Source organism: Endozoicomonas sp. ALD068, assembly GCF_049310145.1.
Lineage (GTDB): Bacteria > Pseudomonadota > Gammaproteobacteria > Pseudomonadales > Endozoicomonadaceae > Endozoicomonas_A.
In genome coordinates this window covers 6,734,274-6,758,259 of record NZ_JBLYNU010000004.1, presented here as the reverse complement: position 1 = coordinate 6,758,259, position 23,986 = coordinate 6,734,274, and the positions used below count along the sequence as shown (strand labels likewise).

Annotated in this window: 25 protein-coding genes; 7 read left to right on the top strand and 18 right to left on the bottom strand. The window is 48.1% G+C overall.

Going from position 1 to position 23,986, the window contains the following annotated elements; genetic code table 11:
- Nucleotides 1–4: 4 nt before the first annotated feature.
- The 5 genes from ACO6V5_RS24450 to ACO6V5_RS24430 form a co-directional block, all read right to left on the bottom strand.
- Nucleotides 5–517: a flagellar basal body-associated FliL family protein gene (locus ACO6V5_RS24450; RefSeq protein WP_422135139.1), complete on the bottom strand. Its 513-nt coding sequence runs from the start codon at nucleotides 515–517 to the stop codon at nucleotides 5–7.
- Between the two features lie 30 nt (nucleotides 518–547).
- A complete protein-coding gene (locus ACO6V5_RS24445) occupies nucleotides 548–1,795 on the bottom strand; it encodes a flagellar hook-length control protein FliK (RefSeq protein WP_422410318.1) in 1,248 nt (415 codons plus the stop codon).
- A 13-nt stretch (nucleotides 1,796–1,808) separates the two neighbouring features.
- Entirely contained in the window at nucleotides 1,809–2,210 is a 402-nt protein-coding gene (gene fliS / locus ACO6V5_RS24440) for a flagellar export chaperone FliS (protein WP_422135141.1), read from the bottom strand.
- A gap of 14 nt (nucleotides 2,211–2,224) precedes the next feature.
- Entirely contained in the window at nucleotides 2,225–3,574 is a 1,350-nt protein-coding gene (fliD, locus tag ACO6V5_RS24435) for a flagellar filament capping protein FliD (protein WP_422135142.1), read from the bottom strand.
- Between the two features lie 152 nt (nucleotides 3,575–3,726).
- Nucleotides 3,727–4,530, bottom strand: coding sequence for a flagellin (locus tag ACO6V5_RS24430; protein WP_422135143.1), 804 nt, complete (start codon nucleotides 4,528–4,530; stop codon nucleotides 3,727–3,729).
- 254 nt (nucleotides 4,531–4,784) lie between these two features.
- Here ACO6V5_RS24430 and ACO6V5_RS24425 point away from each other — a divergent pair, with 254 nt between their 5' ends.
- The 7 genes from ACO6V5_RS24425 (at nucleotide 4,785) to fliP (ending at nucleotide 11,305) form a co-directional block, all read left to right on the top strand.
- Entirely contained in the window at nucleotides 4,785–5,054 is a 270-nt protein-coding gene (locus ACO6V5_RS24425) for a flagellar biosynthetic protein FliQ (RefSeq protein WP_422135144.1), read from the top strand.
- Entirely contained in the window at nucleotides 5,054–5,827 is a 774-nt protein-coding gene (gene fliR, locus ACO6V5_RS24420) for a flagellar biosynthetic protein FliR (RefSeq protein WP_422135145.1), read from the top strand. The genes ACO6V5_RS24425 and fliR overlap by 1 nt, the downstream gene beginning before the upstream one ends.
- Before the next feature lie 10 nt (nucleotides 5,828–5,837).
- A complete protein-coding gene (flhB, locus tag ACO6V5_RS24415; protein WP_422412729.1) occupies nucleotides 5,838–6,989 on the top strand; it encodes a flagellar biosynthesis protein FlhB in 1,152 nt (383 codons plus the stop codon).
- A complete protein-coding gene (gene flhA / locus ACO6V5_RS24410) occupies nucleotides 6,986–9,091 on the top strand; it encodes a flagellar biosynthesis protein FlhA (protein ID WP_422135147.1) in 2,106 nt (701 codons plus the stop codon). Before flhB ends, flhA begins: the two co-directional genes overlap by 4 nt.
- Before the next feature lie 79 nt (nucleotides 9,092–9,170).
- Nucleotides 9,171–10,130: a flagellar motor switch protein FliM gene (locus tag ACO6V5_RS24405; RefSeq protein ID WP_422412727.1), complete on the top strand. Its 960-nt coding sequence runs from the start codon at nucleotides 9,171–9,173 to the stop codon at nucleotides 10,128–10,130.
- 29 nt (nucleotides 10,131–10,159) lie between these two features.
- Nucleotides 10,160–10,561, top strand: a complete 402-nt coding sequence (fliN, locus tag ACO6V5_RS24400) for a flagellar motor switch protein FliN (RefSeq protein ID WP_422412725.1) — start codon at nucleotides 10,160–10,162, stop codon at nucleotides 10,559–10,561.
- Between the two features lie 3 nt (nucleotides 10,562–10,564).
- Complete coding sequence (gene fliP / locus ACO6V5_RS24395; protein WP_422135150.1) at nucleotides 10,565–11,305, top strand: flagellar type III secretion system pore protein FliP; 741 nt, start codon at nucleotides 10,565–10,567, stop codon at nucleotides 11,303–11,305.
- Here the strand turns inward: fliP and ACO6V5_RS24390 are convergent.
- From ACO6V5_RS24390 to flgK, 13 genes are all read right to left on the bottom strand, one after another.
- Nucleotides 11,291–13,069 (bottom strand): N-6 DNA methylase, encoded by a 1,779-nt coding sequence (locus ACO6V5_RS24390; protein WP_422135151.1) that lies wholly within the window; start codon nucleotides 13,067–13,069, stop codon nucleotides 11,291–11,293. The genes fliP and ACO6V5_RS24390 overlap by 15 nt on opposite strands.
- Before the next feature lie 114 nt (nucleotides 13,070–13,183).
- Nucleotides 13,184–13,912 (bottom strand): flagellar basal body P-ring formation chaperone FlgA, encoded by a 729-nt coding sequence (gene flgA, locus ACO6V5_RS24385; protein WP_422135152.1) that lies wholly within the window; start codon nucleotides 13,910–13,912, stop codon nucleotides 13,184–13,186.
- 59 nt (nucleotides 13,913–13,971) lie between these two features.
- A complete protein-coding gene (locus ACO6V5_RS24380) occupies nucleotides 13,972–14,391 on the bottom strand; it encodes a hypothetical protein (protein WP_422135153.1) in 420 nt (139 codons plus the stop codon).
- A complete protein-coding gene (locus ACO6V5_RS24375; protein ID WP_422135154.1) occupies nucleotides 14,388–15,716 on the bottom strand; it encodes a FliI/YscN family ATPase in 1,329 nt (442 codons plus the stop codon). The genes ACO6V5_RS24380 and ACO6V5_RS24375 overlap by 4 nt, the downstream gene beginning before the upstream one ends.
- Nucleotides 15,716–16,480: a FliH/SctL family protein gene (locus ACO6V5_RS24370; protein WP_422138810.1), complete on the bottom strand. Its 765-nt coding sequence runs from the start codon at nucleotides 16,478–16,480 to the stop codon at nucleotides 15,716–15,718. Before ACO6V5_RS24370 ends, ACO6V5_RS24375 begins: the two co-directional genes overlap by 1 nt.
- 51 nt (nucleotides 16,481–16,531) lie before the next feature.
- On the bottom strand, nucleotides 16,532–17,554 hold the full coding sequence (fliG, locus tag ACO6V5_RS24365) for a flagellar motor switch protein FliG (RefSeq protein WP_422135156.1): 1,023 nt from the start codon (nucleotides 17,552–17,554) through the stop codon (nucleotides 16,532–16,534).
- Nucleotides 17,547–19,199, bottom strand: a complete 1,653-nt coding sequence (fliF, locus tag ACO6V5_RS24360; RefSeq protein WP_422138811.1) for a flagellar basal-body MS-ring/collar protein FliF — start codon at nucleotides 19,197–19,199, stop codon at nucleotides 17,547–17,549. Before fliF ends, fliG begins: the two co-directional genes overlap by 8 nt.
- Nucleotides 19,200–19,213: 14 nt before the next feature.
- Nucleotides 19,214–19,534, bottom strand: a complete 321-nt coding sequence (fliE, locus tag ACO6V5_RS24355) for a flagellar hook-basal body complex protein FliE (protein WP_422135158.1) — start codon at nucleotides 19,532–19,534, stop codon at nucleotides 19,214–19,216.
- Nucleotides 19,535–19,632: 98 nt separating this feature from the next.
- Entirely contained in the window at nucleotides 19,633–20,526 is an 894-nt protein-coding gene (locus ACO6V5_RS24350) for an OmpA family protein (RefSeq protein WP_422135159.1), read from the bottom strand.
- Between the two features lie 5 nt (nucleotides 20,527–20,531).
- The gene (gene flgN, locus ACO6V5_RS24345) at nucleotides 20,532–21,041 is read right to left on the bottom strand and encodes a flagellar export chaperone FlgN (RefSeq protein ID WP_422135160.1); all 510 of its coding nucleotides are present in this window, start codon (nucleotides 21,039–21,041) and stop codon (nucleotides 20,532–20,534) included.
- Complete coding sequence (gene flgM, locus ACO6V5_RS24340; RefSeq protein WP_422135161.1) at nucleotides 21,013–21,321, bottom strand: flagellar biosynthesis anti-sigma factor FlgM; 309 nt, start codon at nucleotides 21,319–21,321, stop codon at nucleotides 21,013–21,015. Before flgM ends, flgN begins: the two co-directional genes overlap by 29 nt.
- Nucleotides 21,322–21,424: 103 nt before the next feature.
- Nucleotides 21,425–22,333, bottom strand: a complete 909-nt coding sequence (gene flgL, locus ACO6V5_RS24335; protein WP_422412720.1) for a flagellar hook-associated protein FlgL — start codon at nucleotides 22,331–22,333, stop codon at nucleotides 21,425–21,427.
- Between the two features lie 21 nt (nucleotides 22,334–22,354).
- Complete coding sequence (gene flgK, locus ACO6V5_RS24330; RefSeq protein ID WP_422442509.1) at nucleotides 22,355–23,986, bottom strand: flagellar hook-associated protein FlgK; 1,632 nt, start codon at nucleotides 23,984–23,986, stop codon at nucleotides 22,355–22,357.

Here is a 23,986-nt window from a genome sequence, read left to right as displayed (position 1 = left end):
GTTGCTACTGGATCACAAGATCCGTAATCAGACAGTCATCCACCCTTGCTCCCACCCTCTCTTTCTCGAGCAGGGCATTGACTCTTGCCAGCGTTTCAGCACGGATAATCTCTGTAACTCCCCCGGCTTTAACCTCTTCAAACGAGAGTGAGCCCAGATAGTTGATGACTTCATTACGAATAAGAGGCCGGTAGGCTTCCAGTGTTGCGATCACGGTTTCATCCCGTACCATCAATGACTGTTTTATCTGCATATATCGAGGTCGGGCATCACTTTTGAGAGTGATAATAAATGGCTCAAGCACCATAAAACTGGGTGGTCCCAATGCTGCAGCTTGCGGTTGCGGCTGCTGTTGCTGTTGCTGTTCCTGTTGCTGCGGCGGATTCATCATTGTCATTGCCACAAAAGCGCCACCACCCGCCAGCAACAGCACCAGAAGAATAATGATGATGATTAATAACTTGCCGTGGCCTGAATTTTTGTTTTCAGAGTCACTGCCTTCTTTTTCATCTGCCATGAGTCCAGAAACTCCTTTTCCGATGATCTGTTAAACGAAATGATCCAATAATCTGCCGCCATGAAGCCTGAATTGTTCCTGGGCGCTCTGATAACCATTTGATTCAAGACAACCATCGGCGGTGGGCAGATATTCTGAAGATTGTTCCGACGTATCAGCGTCTTTCTGGCTACCCACATCCACTGACATTTGCCCCAGAGTCAGTGATTCACTATTAAGAGCTTCCCGCAGGCGATCTCCGTGAAGCAGCAGCAAGTCTCTGGCAGCGGGTGTTGCTGTTATCACCTGAAGGCTGACAGCGTCTCTGTCAACGCTAACCGTCAGCGTTACACGACCCAATTCCGGTGGGTCTAACCGAAACTCCATTTTCTGCTCACCCTGCTTAATCATTTGCACCACTGTCTGCCCGAAGGGTCGCTGAGCTACTTCAGGTTGCAGGAAAGGTTGCTTAACTGTGGCTGACTGGGCTGCTGATGATGGCTCAGTCATCTGAATGGAAACAGGCTGTTGGGAGGTTTGAGGCGTCTGATTAACGATGGCCTGTATTGACTCGGTCTGCTGTACCAGCGCAGGCGCTGTTTTTAAAGTAACCTTCCGTTCCACTTCGAAATTGAACAGAGACAGCGGAGCTGGAATTTCTTTTGATCCATGGTGATTTTTTATCTCCGGCGCTTTGGCTTCTGTCTGGATCTGATCCGGTTTCAGAGTGATTTCCGGCTTAAATTTTCCTGTCTGGTGATCGACTTCCTCTACCAGATTAACATCCGTTAATGGTTTTTGAGTCTGAGACACCCACTGAGTATTAACCGGAGTCAGAGAGACCTCTGATTCCTGTGGTCGAACAGGCAGGCGGAGTTTTTCAGATTTTCCGGGCATTGACAGATTTAAATCAGGCCGTTCAGTAACCCCTACTGTTAAAGAGGTACTTTTTATTTCTACGGCGGACTGTTCAGGTTTTGCTTCTCTGGTCAGTATCGGTAAGCTGGTGACGGGAATATGCTTTGTCAGCTCTGAAACGTCAGGGTTTGCCAAGGGTAAATCTGTTTTTGCCTGCCCATCAACAGGTATCAACCCTGCAGCCAGAAGCTCCGGAGAGACTAACTCTGTGGATGCAGATTCTATTGAGGAAAACTGTTGAAGAACAGTTTCAAATGTCAACTCAGAAGAAGTAGTAACTGTCTCAGCAGCCGCCATGACCTGCGGTTGAGCACCATCAACCGATGGCGCTGAACTCGATAGAGATAACAACGAAAAAACTGGCAGAGCCTGGTTTTCCATTCAAACCGCTCCGTTACTGAATAGTGGCAATCGCAGCTTGAGGAAGGGAAATATGGGCCCAGGCTTCCTGTATTTCTTTTAGCAGCCCCATAACTTCACTGATAGCAGTCAAATCATTTTTTGCATTGGCCTCAGTTAAACGTCTGATGCAATAGAGATATAACGATTGGAGATTTCCGGCCAAGTCACCACCTCTTTCAAAATCCAGAGACTGTTCCAGCACCAGCAGAATTTCGATAGACAGGGAGAGGCGATCAGACTTGTTGGTCAGATCCTTTCGCTCAATGTGGTGGCTTGCTTTAGCCAGATTGTCCATCAGTTTGGTAAACAACACACCCACCAGCTGAACAGAATCAGACGCTTCTACACCCGCTTTTTCCTGTTGCTGATAAGCACCCAGACCTTTTTTCTTCATGACCCTCTCCATGATCAGGAATTATTGTTATTCAGACTATTCAGACTGCTGGTGATCCAGTCACTGGTTCCACTCAGTGAGGCCAGAATACTTTCCATCGCCAGGAACTGATTCTGGTAATAGCTGCGGGTCCGCTCCAGTCTCAGCTCCAGTGCCGCACGATCATCTTCAATATCACTCAAGCCCTCTTCAATCCTGTCCTCTCGACTGTCAAGCGTTCCGCTACTTTCAAGGTGGGGAGTGAGAACGGCTGCCATTTGATTCATTAAGCCATCTTCACCAGCCAGTACCTGCGCCAATTCATCAAAGTTGTTAATCAGGGCGTCATCCAGACTATCGTTATCCAGGGTTATTGAGCCGTCTTCGGTAGTCGTCAGACCCAATTGCCCGAGTGTTCTGAATGTGTCACCGTCTTCACCATATAAAGAACTAATGACACTTCTCAACTGACCCTCAATAGCCCGGGTCTGGCTATCACCATTGAGAGGCCCCGCTGAAACACCGTTGAAATCTGTGAGAGTATCAAGGGTAGACTTAACATTGTTCCAGGCATCCACAAACTCCTGCATGGACTCTTTCAGGCTGTCTTTGTCTACGGAGATATTCACGGTAACCGGATCTGTGCTGACGGCTTTCAGATTGAGCGTGACGCCATCAATAAGGTTTTCCAGTTGGTTATCTTCGGAAGTAATAGTGATTGCAGAGGCTCCTGCACCAAACCGGATACTGGCATCCACTGCCACCTGTAAATCGGTAAAGGAACCCAGGGTTGCTGAGCCACCGGAAAGGCCACTGAAGTCACTCGTTATGGTGTTTGCTGCTCCGGATTTCTCACTAGTCAGCATCAGACGTTGCTGACCGTTTTCATTAATAATCGCTGCCTGAACCCCGGTGTTATCGGCTGCGCTGTTTATAGCATCGCGTAAATTAGTCAGGCTTTCTGAACCCGGTTCGACCGTAACGGAGAAGCTTTCACCGTTAACCGAGAGATTGACCGTTCCGGAACCAATAGTGGCATCTGTAGCGATAGCTGCGGATACAGTCTGGTGGCGAGTCGCCAGCTGATCCACATAAAACTGATAACTGCCTTCCCCGGCGCTGCTGGAAGCGGTTGCGCTCAGAACGGACTCATTACTGACACTGACGGCTCTGGGACTGAATTTACTGATGCTGTTCAGGCTTTCTACCTGAGTATTAAAATCATTCAGTGCAGACTTTAGCGTCCCGACGGCAGACAGTTCTACATTAAAGGCCTCCTCTCTGCGGGCATAACGGTTTTCACTGGGAGCACGCTCGGCCTCCACCAAAGTGTCAACAATGGAGTTAACATCCAGCCCTGAATAGATGCCACTTAAACTGAACATAATCAGCCTCTGATTAATGCCTGCTTTTATTCAGTCGGCACCGCTTTGAGAAACATAACCGAATAACAGACAGCTCTATAAAAAATGGGAGCTCACTGGCTCCCACAAAGACCATCAGCATTAAAGCTGACTGAATGTTACCTCTCCAGCGATTAACGCAGCAGAGACAGAATGTTCTGAGGGATCGCGTTAGCCTGAGCCAACACAGCAGTACCGGCCTGTTGCATAACCTGATACTTACTCAGATTCGCTGTTTCTGAAGCAAAATCAGTATCCACGATACGGCTTCTGGAAGCACTCAGATTTTCACGGATATTTGAAAGGTTATTGACGGTAGTGCTCAGTCGGTTTTGGGATGCACCCAGACTGGCTCGAACAGCGTCATAAGCAGCAATATCCACATCCAATGCACCCACTGCTGTTTGAGCGGTAGCGGCATCGGTAAAGGTAACAGCGGTCAGCGCAACGGCAGTAAAGTTAAGGTCTATGTTATTGGTGGTAGCATCGGTATAGTCAACTGCAATTTCGACGGTACCTGCGCCAAGAACGGTTGTCCCGTTAAACTCAGTCGTTGCGGCAATACGGCCAATCTCAGCCAGTTGAGCATCGTATTCGGCTTGCAGGGCGGTAACATCAGCAGCCTCATAGGTACCACTTGACGCCTGCAAAGCCAGATCCCTCATACGCAGCAAAGAGTTAGTGATCTCGCTCATAGCACCTTCAGCAGTCTGGGCCATGGAGATGCCATCGTTGGCATTACGGATAGCGACACCAAGTCCACCAATTTGTGCAGCCATTTTATTCGCAATCTGCAAACCGGCAGCATCATCCTTAGCACTGTTAATACGCATACCAGAAGACAGACGCTGCATGGCGGTCTGAAGACCTGCCTCGGTCTTACTCAGATTACGCTGAGCATTCTGAGAGAAGATATTGGTATTTACGGTCATTGCCATTTTACTAATTCCTATTCATGGTTTTACTCGCTTAATAACTTCAACGTACTGCCTGTTGATAAGTACCACTCGGGAAGGCTTCTGGATTTATTAAATAGACTTGCCATTCTTTTAAGTCGTTTTTAAAGTAAAAAAATGTTTTTATATATCTATTGCGAATTCATTTTAGAAAACTATGCTCTTGGTTAATTTCTTCGGGTTGCAGTCTGTTTTGCAAAGTTGCGAAACAACCTGAACTATTCAGAGGAAACCCCATGACACCGGAAGTTGTGGCAGACCTTTTTCGTGATGCGCTGACCCTCATTGTTCTGATGGTATCGGTGATTGTGATGCCCGGACTGCTGGTGGGTCTGGTGGTCAGCACACTGCAGGCAGCGACTCAAATCAATGAGCAAACCCTCAGTTTCCTGCCCCGTCTGCTGGCAACACTGGTCACTATAGGCATGACGGGCCCCTGGCTGATTCAGGAATTTATGGATCTGTTTCTCCGGCTGTATGAATTTATTCCTGAGATGCTGGCCTGATGGGAACCTTTACCTTCTCTGAAGTGGTGGGCTGGATTGGTCAGTACCTCTGGCCGTTTTTTCGTATCGGAGCCCTCTTTCTGGCAATGCCCATTATCAGCAGTCAGGTAGTGGCACCCAGAATCCGGGTAATTCTGGCGATGGCCATCACTATTATTGTGGCCCCCATGCTGCCTGCGGTACCCGCAGTAGAGCCACTGTCGGGTGAAGCCCTTCTGATCACTGCACAACAGCTGGCTGTCGGGCTTTTAATGGCGATGGTACTGCAAATCTATTTCGCTATTTTCACCTCCGCCGGACAAATGCTCTCCCTGCAGATGGGTCTGGGTATGGCGGTCATGTTTGATCCGATGAACGGCGCCCAGATTCCGGTAATCAGCCAGGTATTCCAACTGCTGAGCTTTCTGATGTTTCTGGCATTTGATGGGCATCTGGTCGTCATTTCTATTGTTGTGGAGAGCTTTAATACCATTCCCATTGCGCCTTTTTCTATTCGCCAACTGGATATTGACCGGCTTCCCGCCATGGGCGGCTGGATGTTTGCCAGCGCACTGCTGATGGTTCTTCCCGCCATTGTTGCATTATTAATTGTCACTTTTACCTTTGGTGTAATGAACCGCTCGGCGCCGCAATTCAATATTTTCAGTCTGGGCTTTCCTCTGACCATGCTGGCAGGCATTTTTATTCTGATGCTGATCAGTTCCACCCTGAACGGTGTCTTCACACGATTTACCCGGACTGTTCTGGACATTCTACGATCGCTGGTTCTTTAGGAGTTTTCAGATGGCAGAAGAATCACAGACTGGCGAACGCTCAGAAGAACCCTCCGAACGAAAACTTCAGAAGAGCCGTGACGAAGGCCAGGTTCCCCGATCCCGGGAACTGGTCACCTTTGCTTTGCTGGCTTCAACCCTGGTTGCTTTATGGCTCAGTGGTGGATTAATTCGCGACCAGCTGTTTCAGGTTATGTACAAAAGCTTCAGGTTTGAAAAAGACGTATTGCGTCAGGAAAGCTGGCTGACGGATCACCTGATCGTCAGCATTACTCAGGGGTTCTCCGGCCTGCTGCCCTTTATGCTGATTGTCATTCTGGCCTCAATAGCCGCTTCAGCGGCTTTAGGAGGCTGGATATTCTCAAATAAACAGATACGACCCAAGGCTGAGCGCATCAGTTTTCTCAAAGGCATTAAACGCATGTTTTCTGCCAACTCCATGATTGAGTTGTTAAAGTCCATTGCCAAAATCTCGCTGCTGGCTTTTTCCCTCTGGCTCATTAATCAATGGTTCTTTCGGGATGTGCTCTGGCTCAACCGGCTGCCGATATTTCAAGCAGTTTCAGAGGGCCTCAGCCACCTTACCATGGCCATCACCATTCTAGTCAGTGCCCTGCTGTTGATCTGTTTTATTGATGTACCTTTCCAAAGATGGAACCACATGAAAAAACTGCGCATGACACACAAGGAAATGCGTGATGAAATGAAAGAGTCTGAAGGTCAGCCAGAGCTTCGTTCAAGACTGCGGGAGAAGCAACAGGAAATTGCGGGTCGCAGAATGATGCAGGCCGTTCCTTCGGCGGATGTCATTATCACCAACCCAACTCACTTTGCAGTGGCTCTGAAATATGATCTGGACAAGGCCAGAGCGCCCTATGTCGTAGCAAAAGGCGTTGACAGAGTAGCCCTGCGTATCTGCGCTGTGGCACGGGAATACAATAAGCCGGTGGTACAGTCACCCACGTTAACCCGGGTGATTTATCATACGACACAGTTAAATCAGGAAATTGCCGACGACCTGTTTTTGGCCGTTGCCCAGGTTTTGGCTTACGTCCATCATCTGAATGACTTTCAGGCCGGACGCAGAAGCAAGGCACCCGATTTACCAACACCGGAAGTCCCCAGCGCCTTCCGGGAAAAATGGGATAAGAAGAGACAATGATCAAGGAAGCTCAACGTCTGCTATACATGATGTCGCCCAAAAGCGGCAACCTGAATATCGGGATTCCGCTGATCGTTCTGATGACGCTCGGTATGGTTACACTGCCGATGCCGCCTTTTATGCTGGATGTATTCTTTACCTTCAACATCGCACTGTCTCTGCTCATCCTGTTGGTTAGCATTTACACACTTCGACCTCTTGAATTTGCGGTGTTTCCAACCATCCTGCTGGTTTCCACTTTGTTGCGCCTTGCCCTGAACGTGGCATCAACCCGGGTGGTTCTTCTGAATGGACATACTGGCAATGGCGCTGCCGGAAAGGTGATTCAATCCTTTGGTGAGGTTGTTATTGGCAACAGTTACGTTGTTGGTCTGGTGGTGTTCTTTATTCTGGTGATTATCAACTTTGTCGTGGTCACCAAGGGTGCTGGTCGTATTTCTGAGGTGACCGCCCGCTTCACTCTCGATGCCCTGCCAGGCAAGCAGATGTCCATTGATGCAGACCTCAATGCCGGCGTTATTGATCAGCAGGAAGCGCACGACCGCCGGGAAAGTGTACGCCGGGAGGCAGACTTCTATGGCTCAATGGATGGTGCCAGTAAGTTTGTCCGGGGTGATGCTGTGGCCGGCCTGCTTATTCTTGCCATCAATATCATAGGTGGAATGCTGATAGGCACCATTGGCCAGGGGTTATCTGCCGGGGAAGCCTTTGCTGTTTATTCTCTTCTGACGATTGGTGATGGTCTGGTGGCCCAGATTCCTTCGCTGCTGCTCTCCACCTCTGCGGCTATCATGGTAACCCGTGTTTCTGAATCTGCGGATGTAGGGCATCAGGTTTCCGAACAGATGTTCTCTTCTCCGAAAGCGTTGGGCCTCACAGCCATGATTTTAATGGTGATAGGCATTGTTCCCGGTATGCCCCATGTCCCCTTTCTCAGTCTGGGCCTGATCGTGGCGTTTCTGGCCTGGTGGACCACCAACAAACATCAGAAGGATGAACCCGAATCCAGCCACTCTGCAGCCAATACAGAAGATGTCAGTGAGTCATCACCCTGGTCCTGGGGAGATATTCCGCCAGTGGATACCCTGGGGCTTGAACTGGGTTATAAACTCATTCCTCTGGCAGATGAAAATCAGGGCGCTCAACTACTCACTCAGCTAAAAGGCATTCGCAAAACCCAATCCCGGGAGCTGGGCTTTCTCATTCCCAGCGTGCATGTGAAAGATAACCTGAACCTGAAACCTGATAGTTACAATATACTGCTCAAGGGTGTCATTGTTGCCGAAGGACAGATTGAGCCCATGCGTTTATTGGCGATCAATCCCGGTGAAGTATTTGGTGAGATAAATGGTATTGCAACTTCAGAGCCTGCTTACGGACTGGAAGCACTCTGGATTGAAACCTCAGAGCGGGAACATGCCGTCGGACTGGGCTACACGGTAGTCGACGCTGCTACGGTTATCGCTACACACCTTAATAAAATTATTGATGAACACGCCAGTGAGCTGCTTGGGCATGATGAAGTAGTGCAACTGCTGGATAAGCTGACTCACTATTCCCCCAAACTGGCTGAAGATCTTATTCCCAAGAAGCTGTCCATGAGTGTGTTTTCCCGAATACTCAGAGATTTGCTGACCGAAGATGTCTCTGTCAGTGATATTCAAACCATTGCCAGCACCCTGCTGGAGTCGTCTGAACGGATTACAGAACCACACTTATTGACCTCTGAAGTTCGAATTGCCCTGCGTCGCAGCATTATCCAGAACCTGGTAGGCAACACCTCTGAAATACCGGTTGTCACCATGAGCTCAGAGCTGGAGCAGGTCATTATGCAAAGTTACCAACAAGCTCGTCAGAGTAACGACTTCTCCCCTGACACACTGCCACTTGAACCCCGAATTGCGGAGCAACTTCAAGTTCAAATGCCAGAAGTCTCTGCCAACCTTGCTGCTGAAGGAAAAGTGCCTGTCATGCTTGTCAATGCATCATTGCGCCCGGCCATGGCCAGATATGCTCGTCTATGCACCGAGGGTATGCATGTATTGTCGTTTAATGAAATTCCTGAAAATAAAGAAGTCATAGTGGTTGGCAAGATTGGCTGATTGTCTTTATCAGCTAATAGCGGTATGTTTTTTAATAACAAGAATTATCTGGTGATAAGCCAGTTATATGGAATTTTCCATGGAACGGAAATCTTTATCAGACAATACCGAATCCAGCCTGTCGGGTGAAACAAAGACTCGCCGGGTTCATCCGCCTTCAAAATTCAAGGATCTGACGACTTATGATCTGACTAACCCGGATTATAAGATTCACGACCTTTTGCCGACACTTGAATTGATCTACCGGCGTTTTTCCCAATTATTTCGTCACAGTCTCACTGCTGTTTTTCGTCGCCCGGTAGATATTCATTTTGAATCGGTCGATTCCCTGGCAATCGGTGATTATCTGCATCAGGAAAATATACCTGATGTGCAGTATATCTACCGCTCTACAACACTGAAGTGTGCTGGCTTCATGGCCCTGGAGACACCGCTTTTATATTCTCTTGTAGACATTTTTTTCAGTGGTACCGGTGAGTTTAACGAAAACCATGAAGAGGAACTCACCAACGCCGAAATTCGTATCATGGAACGCCTGCTAAAATCTGCAGCGGATGACCAGACCGAAGCCTGGAGCAGTATTCTTTCTTTCAAGATACGCCTTGCTGAAAATCACAACCGCCCCATATCCACCGTCTTTCGCTCAGATACCGAGATTATTCTCCTCAGCCGCTTCACTATTTCCCTTGGCTCCACAGAAAGTCCATTTCATATCATCATGCCTTATCAGGCTCTGGAACCGGTCAGAGAAAAGCTGCAGGCCTTTAAATTTACAGAACAGGATCCCACCTGGCAACGCAACATGATGGCCGGGGTTATGCAGGCTCCACTGGAAGTCTCTGCCCGATTGTGCGAGTTGAAGCTGAGCCTTCGCGATGTGCTGAGACTGAAAACGGGACAGATCATTCAGGCAGATATTCCCAGCAGTGTCACTGTCAAGTTTGCAGGCATTCCAGCCTACCGTGCTGACGTCTGCACTGTGAATAATATGCTGGCCATGAAAATTCTTAACTCTCTGTATCCAGGCCAGAAAGAGTAGAGATCCACCAGCCCGAGGAAATATCATCCATGAGTAATGAAGAAAATGAAAACGAGCAGGAAATAGCTCCGTCACAACCTGAAGGTGATGGTGTCAGTCTTCAGGACAGTCTGGAATCAGAAACCACCTCCAGAGAGCTACTGGAAGATACCAATAACCCGCCGCAGTCAGTCAGTGATCTGGGCATGATACTTGACATTCCGGTGACACTGTCTCTGGAACTGGGCAGCACCGAAATTAACATTGGTGAACTAATGCACCTTAATAAAGGCTCAATTGTAGAGCTGGAGAAAGAAGCCTCCGAGCCTTTGGAAGTGAAAGTCAATGGTACTCTGGTCGCCTACGCCGAAGTTGTGGTGATCAACGATAAGTACGGCATTCGCCTGCTGGATGTCATCAGCGAATCAGAACGTCTGAAAAATCTGGCCTGACCCATGACTATAAGGTTGCTGATCTATGTCGGCCTGACATTTCTCCTGACTCCGTCACTCAGCTGGGGGCAGGAAGGCTTTCCATTAATGACTGTCACCAGTAATGGTGATTCTCAGGAATACAGCGCCAGTCTTCAGATTCTGATTCTGATGACAGCACTGAGTTTTATTCCTGCTGCGCTGCTGATGATGACGTCCTTTACCCGGATTATTATTGTTCTGGCCATTCTGCGTCAGGCTCTGGGTTTACAACAGACTCCCCCAACTCAGGTTTTGCTTGGCATATCGCTGGCACTGACCCTGATTATAATGCAACCATTATTTGGGCTTGTTTACAGCCAGGCGGTTGAACCTTATCTGGATGAGCAGTTGACAATGATAGAGGCTTTAAAAAAGGCAGAAGTTCCTGTCAAAGATTTTATGCTGCGCCAGACCAGAGATACGGATCTGGAATTGTTTTATCAAATTGCCGATATAACGCCACCGATCGATGTTGCTGAAACGCCTTTCTCCATCGCCATTCCTGCTTTTGTTACCAGTGAATTAAAAACTGCTTTTCAAATTGGCTTTGTTATATACATACCCTTTCTGGTGATTGATCTGGTAGTGGCCAGTGTTCTCATGGCCATGGGTATGATTATGCTGTCGCCCCAGATGATTTCGCTGCCTTTCAAATTGATGCTGTTTGTTCTGGTAGACGGCTGGGCCATGATTATGGGTACTCTGGCATCAAGCTTCTTTTAACAACTCACTTTCTATCATTCGCGCTTTATCGCGAATAAACCGAACCTGGGCATAGAGTTTGAGAATTTCTCTGTGCGACTGTTCTGCCTGCCTTTGTTCAATGGAAGACCACTCGGGAACAGGAAGTTGTTTTAAATCATTGCCATGAATAAACGGCACCTGACTTTCTGTACAAATACTATCAAGCAACATTTTTCCGGTTTGCGAACGCAGGAATCGAAACAAAACAATAGAGCTATTGAGATAAGTATTTTTCTTCAGTCGAAGAATGACAAAGGACTGATTGGCCACCCAGTTTAACCCACAAACATCCGGTACAATGGCAATTCGCCCTGCCTGTCCCTTGATAACCAGTAGAACATCGCCTGGTCGCAATAACTGTTGTTTTGCCCGCTTCAGCCCTTTTTCATCAACATGAATTTCTTTTTCAGGGTGCTCAATCTCTCCAGCCTCATTAATGTCATTGGCTGTTACTTCCAGAAATACCTGTTTTTCCAGACTATTATCACGCAGAGCTTGAGCTCTTATGATATCGACCTGTGACTCTAAATGACTGGCAGCTAAAGGCTTACCGAGTAAATCAATGCGTCGGGTGTCAGCACAATAATGTCCAGGATCAAGAATGACGCTCCCCTGAATCAGCTGCCTTTTGTCCAGCTTTTTGGAGAAACGAGGGTTTACTGTTTCTTCATTCATTTGTTCAAGAATGACATCAACATTATTCAGCTGAATTTTAGCTGCTCCCTTTTTGCGCACAGGGGTAACTTTGAAGTAGTCGCTGCTGGCGTCTATCAAATGCACATTATCAGTAACTTGTCGTTTTGCCACCAGCACATAAAGTGGCGTGGCTCGTCCGGGAAGCAGTCCTTTAGGCAGTTTAATAATAGCGTGCAGCCTGTTCTGTTTTAATAACCAGCGGCGAAAGGCAATATGATGCTCGGTATTTTTCTGAAGAAATACCCCCGGCACAGCAATGACAACCTGTTCGGAACAGCGCCAGAACATATGCCGGATAAACAACATTTCTTCATTACGGACCTGGGTATCCAGCCGTTGGAAAATATCTCGAACTTCATTCACTTTATAACGGTGATCCGCTGTCAGAAGACCCACCCCATGATCAAACTTTTGTAGCTGGCCCGATTTAAAAAAAGCAGGTTCAAGTACCGGATGCCCCTGGGCAATATGAATATCCGGATTAATCAAAACACTCAAAGCATCCAGAGTATTGATAGAAGGCTGCTCAGAATAAATCTCGCCGGTGAGCGCAAGATCCGCTCCCAGAATAAAACTGTCTGCATTGGGCAGGTAGCAACTGCCAACTGATTCGGACAGTGCCTCCAGCAGTCCACCAATGGCTTCGGGCAATGCCGAGGAGAGAGGTCTGAAGCGACGATGCAGGGCCAGAGGAATCTCATTGTACTTCAGTAGCTTATGCCTCTTTGCAGTCATCACTGAGTGGCAGGCTCGGGTGATTTCATCTGTCGGAATCTGTCCAGGTAATTCATCGCTCTGTTGCCAGGCTATTTGCCAGATACGTTGATCTGTATTGGCAAATGTCACCGGTACTTTTTTCTGCCCGATTTCTCTGAACAGCTGCTCAAGTTCAGAATGATTGTCTGGTAACTCTCGCTCCGGCAAAAACTCCATTTCACACAACCTTGCCCAAGCAAAGAGCTGCCCCAGCAGAACCAGGTAAGCCTGATACCAGTTTTTATTCTGTAACGTACCCGGAATAAGGGCATTAACAATGTCGCGGCTCATAAAATCATTCTCTGACAGGGTTAATTTAATCGTTATTGACTAAATCATCTGCTGATTAGTTAATTTTTTGATAAAACATCTAATCAGACGCTGATTACTGTATTCAGCAAAAAATTAATGATGAATTCGAACCTTTCCTGTGCTGATAACTTCTGCGTGCACAATTTTGCCAGAAGACCGGTTTCTTACCCGAATGGTTTCCTGTAATTCGCCATCATCCAGAGACATCCCGGACATAGAAACCTCCAGCCCATTCCCGCCGGCAATAATCTGGACGACTTCCCCCTTGCGAATCACATAGTCTTTTTCGAGCATATTGGCTGAAATCAGTTTCTGTGCTCCTATACTGCGCTTGATAACTCTCCCCCTGATTTCATTGATTTCAGTAAAAAACTGACCTCTCAGCCTGCTGTAATCGGCTTCCCGAAACACAAGAGCATCGCTGGTCAGCCTCTGCCCTCTGGCCAAAGCACGAGCACTGTGAATAACAGGCACCAAAATCTTACTTTCAGTCATCACTGTCATTCGCCATTCCCCAGGGCATTCTACTGTTCGTTTGACCACTCCCACAGGCGGACGGGTTCCGGAAACTGCAGAGACGGACAGGTTGCCTTTGCAGGTTCTTCGGGACTTACTGGCAGAAAGAGGGCGGACTTTCAGTTCATAGCGGGCACCGGGAATCGATTGAATAAAACCGGCCACTGCTTTTTCAACGGATTGATAAACAATGCGTTCAATCTCTTTTGCGAGGTCTGTATCAGAAGAGGTGTGAGGAGAAAATAGCGAGGCGATGAGTATGGATGATCTGAAAAGCGGTCTGAAATGCGGTATCAAAAGCGGCATGGATGCTTCCCTGCATAAAGTACCTGACGAAATGTCAGGTTAACACAGGCAAGCCAGAATTATCGAGGGGAGCGCTGCAGCAGTCGATCTGTCTCCTGAAGTTCATCCCGAAGCTGTTTTTGCTGCTGTTGTTCGGTTTCTTTATTTTTTATATGTTCAACACCGCTGGTCATTCTGCGTTCTTCTTCCAGCCGCTGATTAATTTGCTCGAGATTTCCAGACTCTGCTTTTATCTTCTCTTCCAGTAATACAGAAACATCTTCAAGCAATTCAACAAACTGATTGCGACCCCAGCAGGATAGTGATGAAAGTTTTTCTCCAGGACGACTATCGCAGGATTTCCGGGCATCATTCAACAACTCTTTCTGGGCGTTGAGTGAAGCCAGACTCTGCTCAGCATGCTGTTTCTCTCTTTTAGTTAGCTGGCTCTTTTTCTCCAGTGCGGACTGTGCTTTTTCCAGACGCCGGACTTTGTTCATGATGTAACAACCTGATCAGATCGCCAGATATGTATCAGCTGTTCAATACTGCCGGTGAGATCAACCTGTTCATAACGGCTCTGCTGCAGAAAACGCTCCATCTGCGGACGGTATTCAATCGCTTTATCAAGCTCAGGATCAGCACCGGGTTTATAAGCACCTATCGCCATAAGTTCTCTGAACTCATTATACCGGGCATGGAAGCGTCGGAACGCCTGGGCGCACTTTTCATGTTCTTCTGTTATCAACTGAGACATTGTTCTGCTGATGGAGGCTTCCAGATCAATGGCCGGGAAATGCCCTCTTTCCGCCAACTCACGACTGAGCACAATATGCCCATCCAGGATGGAGCGGGCAGTGTCTACTACCGGCTCCTGCATATCATCACCTTCTGCCAGTACGGTATAGATGGCCGTTACCGAACCTTCGCCGGTTCCCGTTCCAGCCCGCTCCAGCAGTATTGGAATCTTACTGAATACTGAAGGAGGAAAACCTTTCGCTGCCGGAGCTTCACCCACAGCCAGGGCAATTTCACGGTGAGCCTGGGCATAGCGGGTGAGGGAGTCCATCAGCAGCAGAACCGTTTTGCCCTGGTCTCTGAAATATTCGGCAATTTGATGACAATAGAGTGCAGCACGAATTCTTCGGACGGGCGACTCATCCCCGGGGGAGGCCACCACAACCGCTTTTTCCCGACCGTCCATACCCAGAATCTGGTCCACAAATTCCTTTACTTCCCGACTGCGTTCACCGATCAGACCAACAACTGTAACATCAGCCCGGGTATTTCGGGTCATCATACCCATAAGCGTGCTTTTGCCAACGCCACTGCCGGCAAACAACCCTACTCTTTGTCCTTTTCCCAGGGTCAGCAGACTGTCGATAACTCTCACTCCCACTTCCAGTGGCTCATCGACCGGCTTTCTGGTCATGGGATTAAGAGGGGAGGAATGAATTGAAATTCTGTCAGACAGGCTCAAGGCAGAGGAATCAAGCGGCTTACCCATAGCATCCACTACCCGCCCTAACAGTTCTTCCCCCACAGGCATGGTGTGATTGTGAGAAACGGGAATAATTTTGTCTCCCGCTGCCAGGCCTTCCATTGTCGTTGACAGGGGCATCAGAAACTGACTGGCCCCGTCAAAGCCAACCACTTCTGCTTCTACCTGACGACCACTGCGCATATTGATATGACAAAGTTGGCCAATGGGCAATCGCAACCCTTGGGCTTCCAGAAGAAGACCTTTTATGGCTGATACTTTCCCGGATAATTTGGCAACAGGTACTGTCTTCAGTTTTTCAATCAGATCATCAGAAAGAGACATTAACCTGCATCCTCCATTGCGGCAGGCAAGTTTTCACGAATGATATCGAGACACTCCACCAACCGGGATTCCATGCGCGCTTCCGCTTCTGTCTGGCTGGACATAATACGGCAGTCGTTTATTTGTAATTCGTGATCTTCGACAACCTGCCAGGCTGCACCAAAGTCAGGTTTGAGTGTCTTGAGCAACTCCGCATTGACCGGATTCACATGAATGGTGTACTGAGTATCCTCGGGCATGATACTCAGAGTTTCCCTGACAACAGAGACTATCTGTTCCGGAGAAGTCATCAGTTCCCGGCGCACTACCTGACGACAGGTTTCTTCTATAACTTTTCCTAGCCAGCTGATCTTTTCGTCACGACCATAATTGCCACCAGAGCGAAATTCAGACATTTCTTTTCGCAGCAGGGATACCAGTTTTTTCTGTTCTTCAGTGGCAATACGCCCACCTTCTTTGACGCCCAGTTCTCTGCCTTCTTCAAAGCCCATTCGGCGGCCTTCTTCCACACCTTTGGCATAGCCTTTCTCAATACCCTGCTCCAGAATACTCTGTAATACTTCAGGAGAGGGCTCAATGGATTCCTGAGGTTTCGGTACTGTATTCTCAGCCGTATCGACAGACTGGGAAACACTATAGTCAGGTTGTTGATCTACCTCTGAACGCTCTGAATTCTGAGATTCACCGGGCTTCTGGTGAACCGGAAAGAGAAACCGTTTGAAGGCCGCTGTTTCAGGCTGCCATATTTTTTGTCTGTTTGTCATGAACCAACCTGTTGTTAGTATTATGAAAAACGTGATGGATATTGGTTTGCATTACCCGATCATCTCGTCCTCATCATTAAAGCTCAGCTCTATCTCACCGGATGCCGCCAGCTGTCGCGCTGCCCGAAGCACATCATTTCGGGCAGACTGAACCTGGCTGGCACGCACCGGGCCGAGGTTTTCAATATCTTCAAGCAGGAATTTGGCGCTTCGTTTGGTCATGGTGCCTACCACAGAATCAACCATCTCCTGAGCAGCCCCCTTGAGCGCCAGAGCCAGAATATCCTGGCTGACCTCCGCCATGACCTTACGCAGCGCATCTTCATCCAGACGCATAAGGTGTTCAAAGAGGAACATCTGTTGTTCAATTTGCTCAGCCAGTTTTTTGTCCTGCTCCTTAAAGTAACTCAACAGACTCTGCACCGAAGTATCATTCATCCGGTTCATTATATCTGCCACCTGACGAAGACCACTGACGGTGGTATTCTGGCTGGTGCTCATTTTGCCGACATTGGCATCAAATATAATGTTAAGTTCTTCAATAATGGATGGATGTAATTCCTGCAGTCGGGCGACTCGTGACAATAGATCCTGATGACTCTTGGCTGGAAGGCGCATTAATACATCGGTAGCCTGCGTGGCTCCCAGATAGGTCAATACCACTGCCTGAAGTTGTGGGTGCTCATCAACAATCAGTTCAGTAATGGTTCCCGAGTCCATCCATTTCATCGCTTCCAGGCTATTGCTCTCACCACCAAAAATAGAGTCCATGACCCCTTTTGCTTCTTTATCACCCAGAGCCAACTTCAAGGTCTTGTTGAGATAGCTTTTTGAGGAGCCGGACAAGGCACTATCGTAGCGATAGGTGTGGAAAAACAGGTCCAGCACTTCCTGAACCTGATCTCTTTTCAATGGTGAGATGGTCGCCATGTTCGTGCTGATCTGTCGAACTTCCCGCTGGCTAAGGTGTTTGAATACCTGCGCCGCACCTTTTTCCCCAAGACTGAGCAGCAGAATGGCTATGTCTTTGGGCGTCGGCTGCCTTGATGGCAAGACTCTCGGATTATCACTCATGACTGTTCATCCATAGCTTGATCACCTGTGCAACCCTGGCAGGAGCCTTCGAGGACAGCTCTCGCATCTGAGTCACCTGAGTTTCAAAATCGGCTAACTCAGGTGGCAACAGATCAAAGGTGTCGTCAAAGATCACTTTCCTGCCTTTCTGGTCAAACTGGGCACCACTTTCCTCGGGCGTTGGAGGAGGTAATGCTTCGGGCTCCTCCATCTTGACGGTGATCTGTTTCATCATGGGTCTTAAAAGAAACATAATCACCAAAATACCCAACAAAGTGCCGCAACCATATTTGACGAAGTAGAGAACCTGCGGCTGTTGCCACCAGGCCAGCCCGACAGGTTCAACATGAGTGACTGGCACAAAGGGTGCGGTGTGAATACTGATCTGATCACCACGGGCCTGATCAATACCTGTTGCATCAATGATCATTTGTTGAATCGTGGCAATTCTTGCCTGGTCCCAGTTACCAATACCCAGAGCTTCATCAGGCTGCTCATTGAGAACGACTGCAACGCTCAGTTTTTGTACTCTGCCCTGCTGATTGGCCACCTGCCTGATAACTTTATCTACTTCATAATTGCGGACAAACTCTGACTGGACATTATTGTTTTGCTCTGCTTCAGCCTGACCTTCTTCTTCCGGAGGCTGATTGCTGAGAGCTCCAGGTATGCCTCTGGCTCCCTGCCCACTGGTTGCCACTTCCCTTCCCTGCTCGCTTCTCAGCACCGGAGCACCAGGCTCATATTGCTCAACCGTCTGTACTACCTGTTCAAAATCCACATTGGCGCTCACTTGAGCTCTGAAGTTGACAGCACCCACCAGTGGCTCCAGCAGGGCACTAATGCGCTGTTGAAAATGAGCCTCAACCTGGCGCTTAAAGTCCAACTGTTTACTGGCTTCACTGAGCGCACTGTTGCCCAGTAAAATATCGGAAGAGAGCAGTTTGCCGGACTGGTCAATGACAGAAACATCGCTGCGATTCATATTGGCGACACTGGCGGCCACCAGATTCACGATGCCTTCAATCTGCTCATTGCTCAACCTGTACCCCGGAAACAGATCGACAAACACCGAGGCCGATGGTTTTCCCTGTTTGCGAATAAAGCTGCTCTGCTTGGGCAGAGCCAGATGGATTCGGGCATTGCGGACGGGTTTCAGGCTGATAATGGTCTGAGCCAGCTCGCCTTCGAGACCGCGCCGGTAGCGGACATTTTCCACAAACTGGCTGGTACCGATCTCCTGCCCATCCAGAGTTTCCAGCCCTTCCGGCATTCTCGCCTGAACTCCGGATACAGCCAGCTGCATACGGGCATCAGAGAGTCTTCCGGCATCCACCATTACCTGACCCGAAGCAGGGTGAATCTTATAAGCAATATTGTTTTGATCCAGCACATTGACGACACTGGCCACATCATAGAGTTCCTGATTGCCATACAGTGGCTGATAATCGGGAGATTGTGACCAGAGCCAGAAAACCGACATCAGGGCAACAGAAACTGCAAACAACACCATCAGCACCACTTGATAGCTGCGATTGTTTTTCAGAACTCCGGTGACTCTGTCCACTGCTTCGCGCCACACAGGCTTCACTTCTTTTTCTTCTGGTGTCGGCTCCGGGGCAGCCTTTTTATCTGATTCTGCCATGGTATTTTTCTACCTTAAATCTGCATACGCATGATGTCTTCGTAAGCAGTCACTGCCTTATTACGGACCTGCATCAATGCCTGAAAGGAAATACTGGATTTCTGCATGGCAATCATGGTGCCCATGAGGTCATCACTCTCCCCGGTTTCAATGTTGTGCATCATGCTGCTGGAATGTTGTTGCAGATCATTAACCTTTTCGATGGCCTGTTGCAGCAGATTGCCAAAGCCGGTGGTAGTCACAGCTTCAGATTCAATTGCGGAAGGTAAAATCGGAGCAGGTCGGTTTTTCAGGAGTACACTGAGGGAATCCGGGTTAAGACCTTTGATGTCCATTGAGCCGCCATCCACTATTGTTCTGTGAAATATTGTTCTGTAAAAGTGCCTGGTGAGAACAGGCTCTTTCGTAGTTGACGATTTATTGTCAGAATTATTTATCGGCGGCTCAGGGTAATCTTTACCCGTCGGTTTTTATTTCTTCCTTCAACAGTTGCATTGGTGGCGACAGGATAGCGGTCACCATGAAAGCGCATGGTAAGACGCTGTTCGGGAATACCTTTTGATCGTAAATATCTATAAATCCGGCTTGCACGCACTTTTGACAGCTGAAGGTTTTCCAGCCTGTCACCCCGAGAATCTGTGTGAGCGTCAATGGCGACATTGGTTACACTTTTATCCACCAGAATATAAGTGGCCAGATCATCAAGATGTGATAACTGCTCAGAGCTTATACGAGAGCCTGAAGAGGAGTAATAGAACAGTGTTTCTTTTGCCTGTTCGTAGTTCAGAGCCAGCAATTCTCCATAACATTTATAAAATGTTGCTGCTGTTTTTTGGAAATTCATAGCGGGTATTTTAATATGAACAGGGTTAACTGCCTCCCTCTCAATCTCAATAACCAGCTGATGACCCTGTTGCATATCTTCCACAACACGGGCAACATTGATTCTCATTTCAAACTGTTTATCCGGCTCTGCTTCAACACCTCCCAGAGCGTTCAGATAATGGCTATGACGCCAGGGTGATTGCTGAACCCCAACACGAATATGTCGGGCTTCTTTAATGAAAAAATCCGGTTCCAGGGTTATATAATGAATGCCTCCGGCAGCCGCATTCAAAACGATACTACCCAGCCCCGTCACTTTGCTGTTCATGCGACACTCGAAACGGGAAGTGGTCAACTCCCATTTATGGAGACTGAGTTCCTGAGGGAATTCTCTGACTGAGTTGGCTGATGATCGGGAAAGCAGCAGCAAGGAGAAGCCAAAAATCGTGAGGCCAAAAATCAACAGTTTCTGAAATCGCCGCAAATCATCAGAAAACCACATGCTGATCAGCCCAGCTTTCTTTCGCAGATGCCCTGTTGGTTATAGGGCACAGGTTCCTGACTGGAAAAAACCACATCAATAATCTGGTTAGTACTGGCAGCCAAACGACTCAGCAGTTTGCCGTTTGCCTGATTCAAACTGCGGCAGCGACCTGCTGTGATTTCCAGTTGATGCCATTGTTTCAGTGTGATTTCAGACTTGGGAGTAGAAGCTATAATCTGCAGAAAAGTTCGTATACCTGCCGGGTCCGGTGACAACCCCGCTTCTTTCAAATAATGCTCTCGCAGGGAAGCATTCAGATGCAGCATGTCCAACAGTTTGACCTGAGTTTCCAGATGAGTTTCCAGAGCTGCAATATCCCTTTCCAGCATCAGGTTATGGGCCTTGCTCAGAACAGCTTCAAGTTTGCGGGTTAAAGCCAGTGCATCTCGAATATTATCCAGCAGTTTTTTTTCAGCAGAGACGTTGTAGGTACCACTTTTATTGTCATTCTTTTCTGTGGTCATCAAAGTCATCGGAAAGCTCCAGAATTTTATTGGCAAGCACTTGATAATCGACCGGCATCTCACCTTTTTTAATGGCGCGCCGAATGCTTTCCACTTTTTTACTGTCAATTTCATCTATGGCTGACAGAGACTGGAACAGTTCTTCAATATTCTGGGCTTCACCGCTCAACTGCAAACGATCATTATTGACTTTAGGGGGCTCGACAGCTTTCGCATCATTCTTAACTGCACGCTGACTTGCTATTGGACTAGCCGCTTTTTTTGGCCCGGTGCGATTTATTCCTGGCATCCTTTTCACCACTCGTATGTGATGGGTACAGAACTCCAATCGGCAAGGTGTCAAAAAATATTAAAATCCCCTGAAATGAGGATTTTTTTTTGCCCATGGCCCGTCAGAAATAATTGAACAGAGACAACTGCTTGATGTTGGCATAAACCTGCTGACTGGCATTGAGCAGGGTCTGCTGCTGAGCCAGATCGGTAGCAGCCTTTGTCATATCAATATCTTCAAGGGATGAATGAAGTTTTTCCAGCATGAGTTTGATATCGGCATGGCTTTCACCCACCCGGTCAAGCACACTCTGATTACTGCCAGCCTTGGTCTGGGCGATCCCTATCCTGTCCAGAGTGTCGTCAATCCATGTCAATGCGTCAGAAAGAACGGTGTTTAAACTCACAGGGCTTCTCAGTTCATCCACTGCATCAGACAGAGCATCAAAGACACTGTCCGTTGGTGGTGTAGCGGTTGGGTCAAAAAACAGATTTTCTCCCGGCTCATTAACCGGTATCTGGGCAGAGCCGCTGATATTGACCTGGCGAAGGTTATTATTGCCATAGTATGAATAATCACCAGCGACTTCATCAACAGGCTTCTGGGTGCTCAGGGTTCCGGAGAAAATATATTGCCCGTCTGCCTGCTGATAATTGGCCAGGCTTAACAGAGACTTACTGACCGTATCCAGCTCCTCTGCCAGTGGCACATAGTCCTGATCAGTCAGGGTTCCGTTGCTGGACTGCAAAATAATGTCTCTGGCACGCCGCAGTTGCTCAGTCATTCCACTGTACAAAACATCTTGCTGTTGCAGCATTCTCCTCGCCGAATCAATATTATCTTCATACTGTCCTATTGCCGTTAATTCATTATTGATCTGAAGAATTTTTACTGTGTCAACGGAGTCATCTGATGGTTGCAAGATACGCTTTCCGCTTGCCATCTGGTCAGTGGTTACAGCCAGTCTGGCCATACCGTCCTGCATAGCCCTGAGCATAATATTATTGAAATTGATGCTGCTGATACGCATGTTTTCGGCTTCCTGTTTTAATCAGAACATTCTCAGCAATGAATCAAATGTCTGCCGGGCCACTGAAATTACCTGAGCATTGGCACTGTAAAGTTGCTGAAAGCGCAGAAGGTTGGCGGCTTCTTCATCCAGATTGACACCGCTATAAGCATTTCGGCTCGCTTCAGCCTGCTCAAACAGCTTTTTACCCCCATCGGCTTCTGTTTTCGCCTGAGAAGTCTGTACCGCAATATCGCCAATAAACCGGGTATAGCTTTCAGTCAGACTACTTTGCCCTTCTATCAGAGCATCATTCTGAAGCTGAATAATTGTCTGCAAGTTTGAATTATCGGCCACGCCGCCACCTGGTGCTGCCAGAGCCAGAGCAAAAGGTTCCGTCAGAACCGCATCAAGATCTCTGGCACCATAACGCACCGGTGACAACCGGTAAGCCTGGTCAGTAGCGGTGCCGTCGATATCAATTTCAACACCATCAAAGTTCAGGGTATCGGTACCGGCACCGGATAAGCTGCCACTGAATTGAACCCCGTCGTTCAAACGGGTAATAACATAGTTGCCGGTGTTATCTACCCGCAGATCATAGTCGCTGGCTTTGACTTGGGAACTATCCGTAATTCTCATATCAGACACTGCGGTAGAGACAACGTCCAGGGAAAATATACCACTGGCAGGATTTGTCAGATCAGAAAAAAGGTCGACACCGGCGTTGCCATTAACATCTTCCCCAAGTCGAAGCTGGGCATTGATCGTCGATGATATGACTACTGCCAGGCGCCCAATCTCATTTTGAGCCTGTGTTAAAGTGCCATTCTGGTAATTCAGCATGCCACCAATGCTGCCTCCCGGATCACCGTGTACCTTTAGAGAGGCAGAATCACTTTCAAACTCCAATGAAAAGCCATCAGGGTTGCTGGCTGATCCGCTCACATTCAGGTTGTTTCTCTGATCACCAACCAGCAGTGGCTGCCCTGATTTCAGATAAATATTAATACTGCCATCTGACTGCTCCAGAACATTGATGCCCATCAGCTTTGATAATTCTTTGACGGCCAGATCCCGCTGGTCAAACATCTCGTTAGCAGCCTCACCACTGGCACTGATCTTCTTCAGCTGGTCATTAAAGCCGACAATATTTGCCAGCAAACCATTCGCTTCTGCCACCGCAGCCTCCAGCTGCCGCCCGACCAGCCCCTGATGACCCGCAATTTGGTTATTCAGTGTCGTAAACTGCTGAGCCAGTTTATTACTTTCGCTGAGTATGACCTGCCTGGCAGCACTGGAATAAGGATCAACCGTTGCGCCATTGAGCGTCGTAAAGAAACTCTCAAGGCCTGAGGTAAGAGAGGTGCTGTCATCGCCCAACCACTGGTCCAGCGAATTGATGTATTCTGAAAAAGTGGCTGTTTTTTCTGCCAGAGATTGGCTCTCCCACATCTGGGCAGTAAGAAAACTATTGGCTATTCGCTCGACACTGGATGCATTAACACCGGTTCCCTTGGTACCGATTCCCGGATGCAAAGTGTAAGTCGGGTACCAGTAAACCCTTTGACGGCTATAGCCTTCTGTTTCGGCATTGGCAATATTATTGCTGGCGACATTAAGCGACGCCTGGCTGGCCTGTAATCCAGAAATACCTATCTGCGTCAGACTCAT

Coding starts and splice junctions, on each gene's coding strand:
- fliF (WP_422138811.1), bottom strand. CDS start 19,199: ATGGCAGAATCAGATAAAAAGGCTGCCCCGGAGCCGACACCAGAAGAA.
- ACO6V5_RS24375 (WP_422135154.1), bottom strand. CDS start 15,716: ATGTCTCTTTCTGATGATCTGATTGAAAAACTGAAGACAGTACCTGTT.
- fliS (WP_422135141.1), bottom strand. CDS start 2,210: ATGAAGAAAAAAGGTCTGGGTGCTTATCAGCAACAGGAAAAAGCGGGT.
- fliN (WP_422412725.1), top strand. CDS start 10,160: ATGAGTAATGAAGAAAATGAAAACGAGCAGGAAATAGCTCCGTCACAA.
- flhA (WP_422135147.1), top strand. CDS start 6,986: ATGATCAAGGAAGCTCAACGTCTGCTATACATGATGTCGCCCAAAAGC.
- fliG (WP_422135156.1), bottom strand. CDS start 17,554: ATGAGTGATAATCCGAGAGTCTTGCCATCAAGGCAGCCGACGCCCAAA.
- flgK (WP_422442509.1), bottom strand. CDS start 23,986: ATGAGTCTGACGCAGATAGGTATTTCTGGATTACAGGCCAGCCAGGCG.
- fliE (WP_422135158.1), bottom strand. CDS start 19,534: ATGGACATCAAAGGTCTTAACCCGGATTCCCTCAGTGTACTCCTGAAA.
- fliP (WP_422135150.1), top strand. CDS start 10,565: ATGACTATAAGGTTGCTGATCTATGTCGGCCTGACATTTCTCCTGACT.
- ACO6V5_RS24445 (WP_422410318.1), bottom strand. CDS start 1,795: ATGGAAAACCAGGCTCTGCCAGTTTTTTCGTTGTTATCTCTATCGAGT.
- flhB (WP_422412729.1), top strand. CDS start 5,838: ATGGCAGAAGAATCACAGACTGGCGAACGCTCAGAAGAACCCTCCGAA.
- flgM (WP_422135161.1), bottom strand. CDS start 21,321: ATGCCAGGAATAAATCGCACCGGGCCAAAAAAAGCGGCTAGTCCAATA.
- ACO6V5_RS24450 (WP_422135139.1), bottom strand. CDS start 517: ATGGCAGATGAAAAAGAAGGCAGTGACTCTGAAAACAAAAATTCAGGC.
- fliR (WP_422135145.1), top strand. CDS start 5,054: ATGGGAACCTTTACCTTCTCTGAAGTGGTGGGCTGGATTGGTCAGTAC.
- fliD (WP_422135142.1), bottom strand. CDS start 3,574: ATGTTCAGTTTAAGTGGCATCTATTCAGGGCTGGATGTTAACTCCATT.
- flgA (WP_422135152.1), bottom strand. CDS start 13,912: ATGCCGCTTTTGATACCGCATTTCAGACCGCTTTTCAGATCATCCATA.
- ACO6V5_RS24380 (WP_422135153.1), bottom strand. CDS start 14,391: ATGAACAAAGTCCGGCGTCTGGAAAAAGCACAGTCCGCACTGGAGAAA.
- ACO6V5_RS24405 (WP_422412727.1), top strand. CDS start 9,171: ATGGAACGGAAATCTTTATCAGACAATACCGAATCCAGCCTGTCGGGT.
- ACO6V5_RS24390 (WP_422135151.1), bottom strand. CDS start 13,069: ATGAGCCGCGACATTGTTAATGCCCTTATTCCGGGTACGTTACAGAAT.
- ACO6V5_RS24430 (WP_422135143.1), bottom strand. CDS start 4,530: ATGGCAATGACCGTAAATACCAATATCTTCTCTCAGAATGCTCAGCGT.
- ACO6V5_RS24370 (WP_422138810.1), bottom strand. CDS start 16,480: ATGACAAACAGACAAAAAATATGGCAGCCTGAAACAGCGGCCTTCAAA.
- ACO6V5_RS24425 (WP_422135144.1), top strand. CDS start 4,785: ATGACACCGGAAGTTGTGGCAGACCTTTTTCGTGATGCGCTGACCCTC.
- ACO6V5_RS24350 (WP_422135159.1), bottom strand. CDS start 20,526: ATGTGGTTTTCTGATGATTTGCGGCGATTTCAGAAACTGTTGATTTTT.
- flgN (WP_422135160.1), bottom strand. CDS start 21,041: ATGACTTTGATGACCACAGAAAAGAATGACAATAAAAGTGGTACCTAC.
- flgL (WP_422412720.1), bottom strand. CDS start 22,333: ATGCGTATCAGCAGCATCAATTTCAATAATATTATGCTCAGGGCTATG.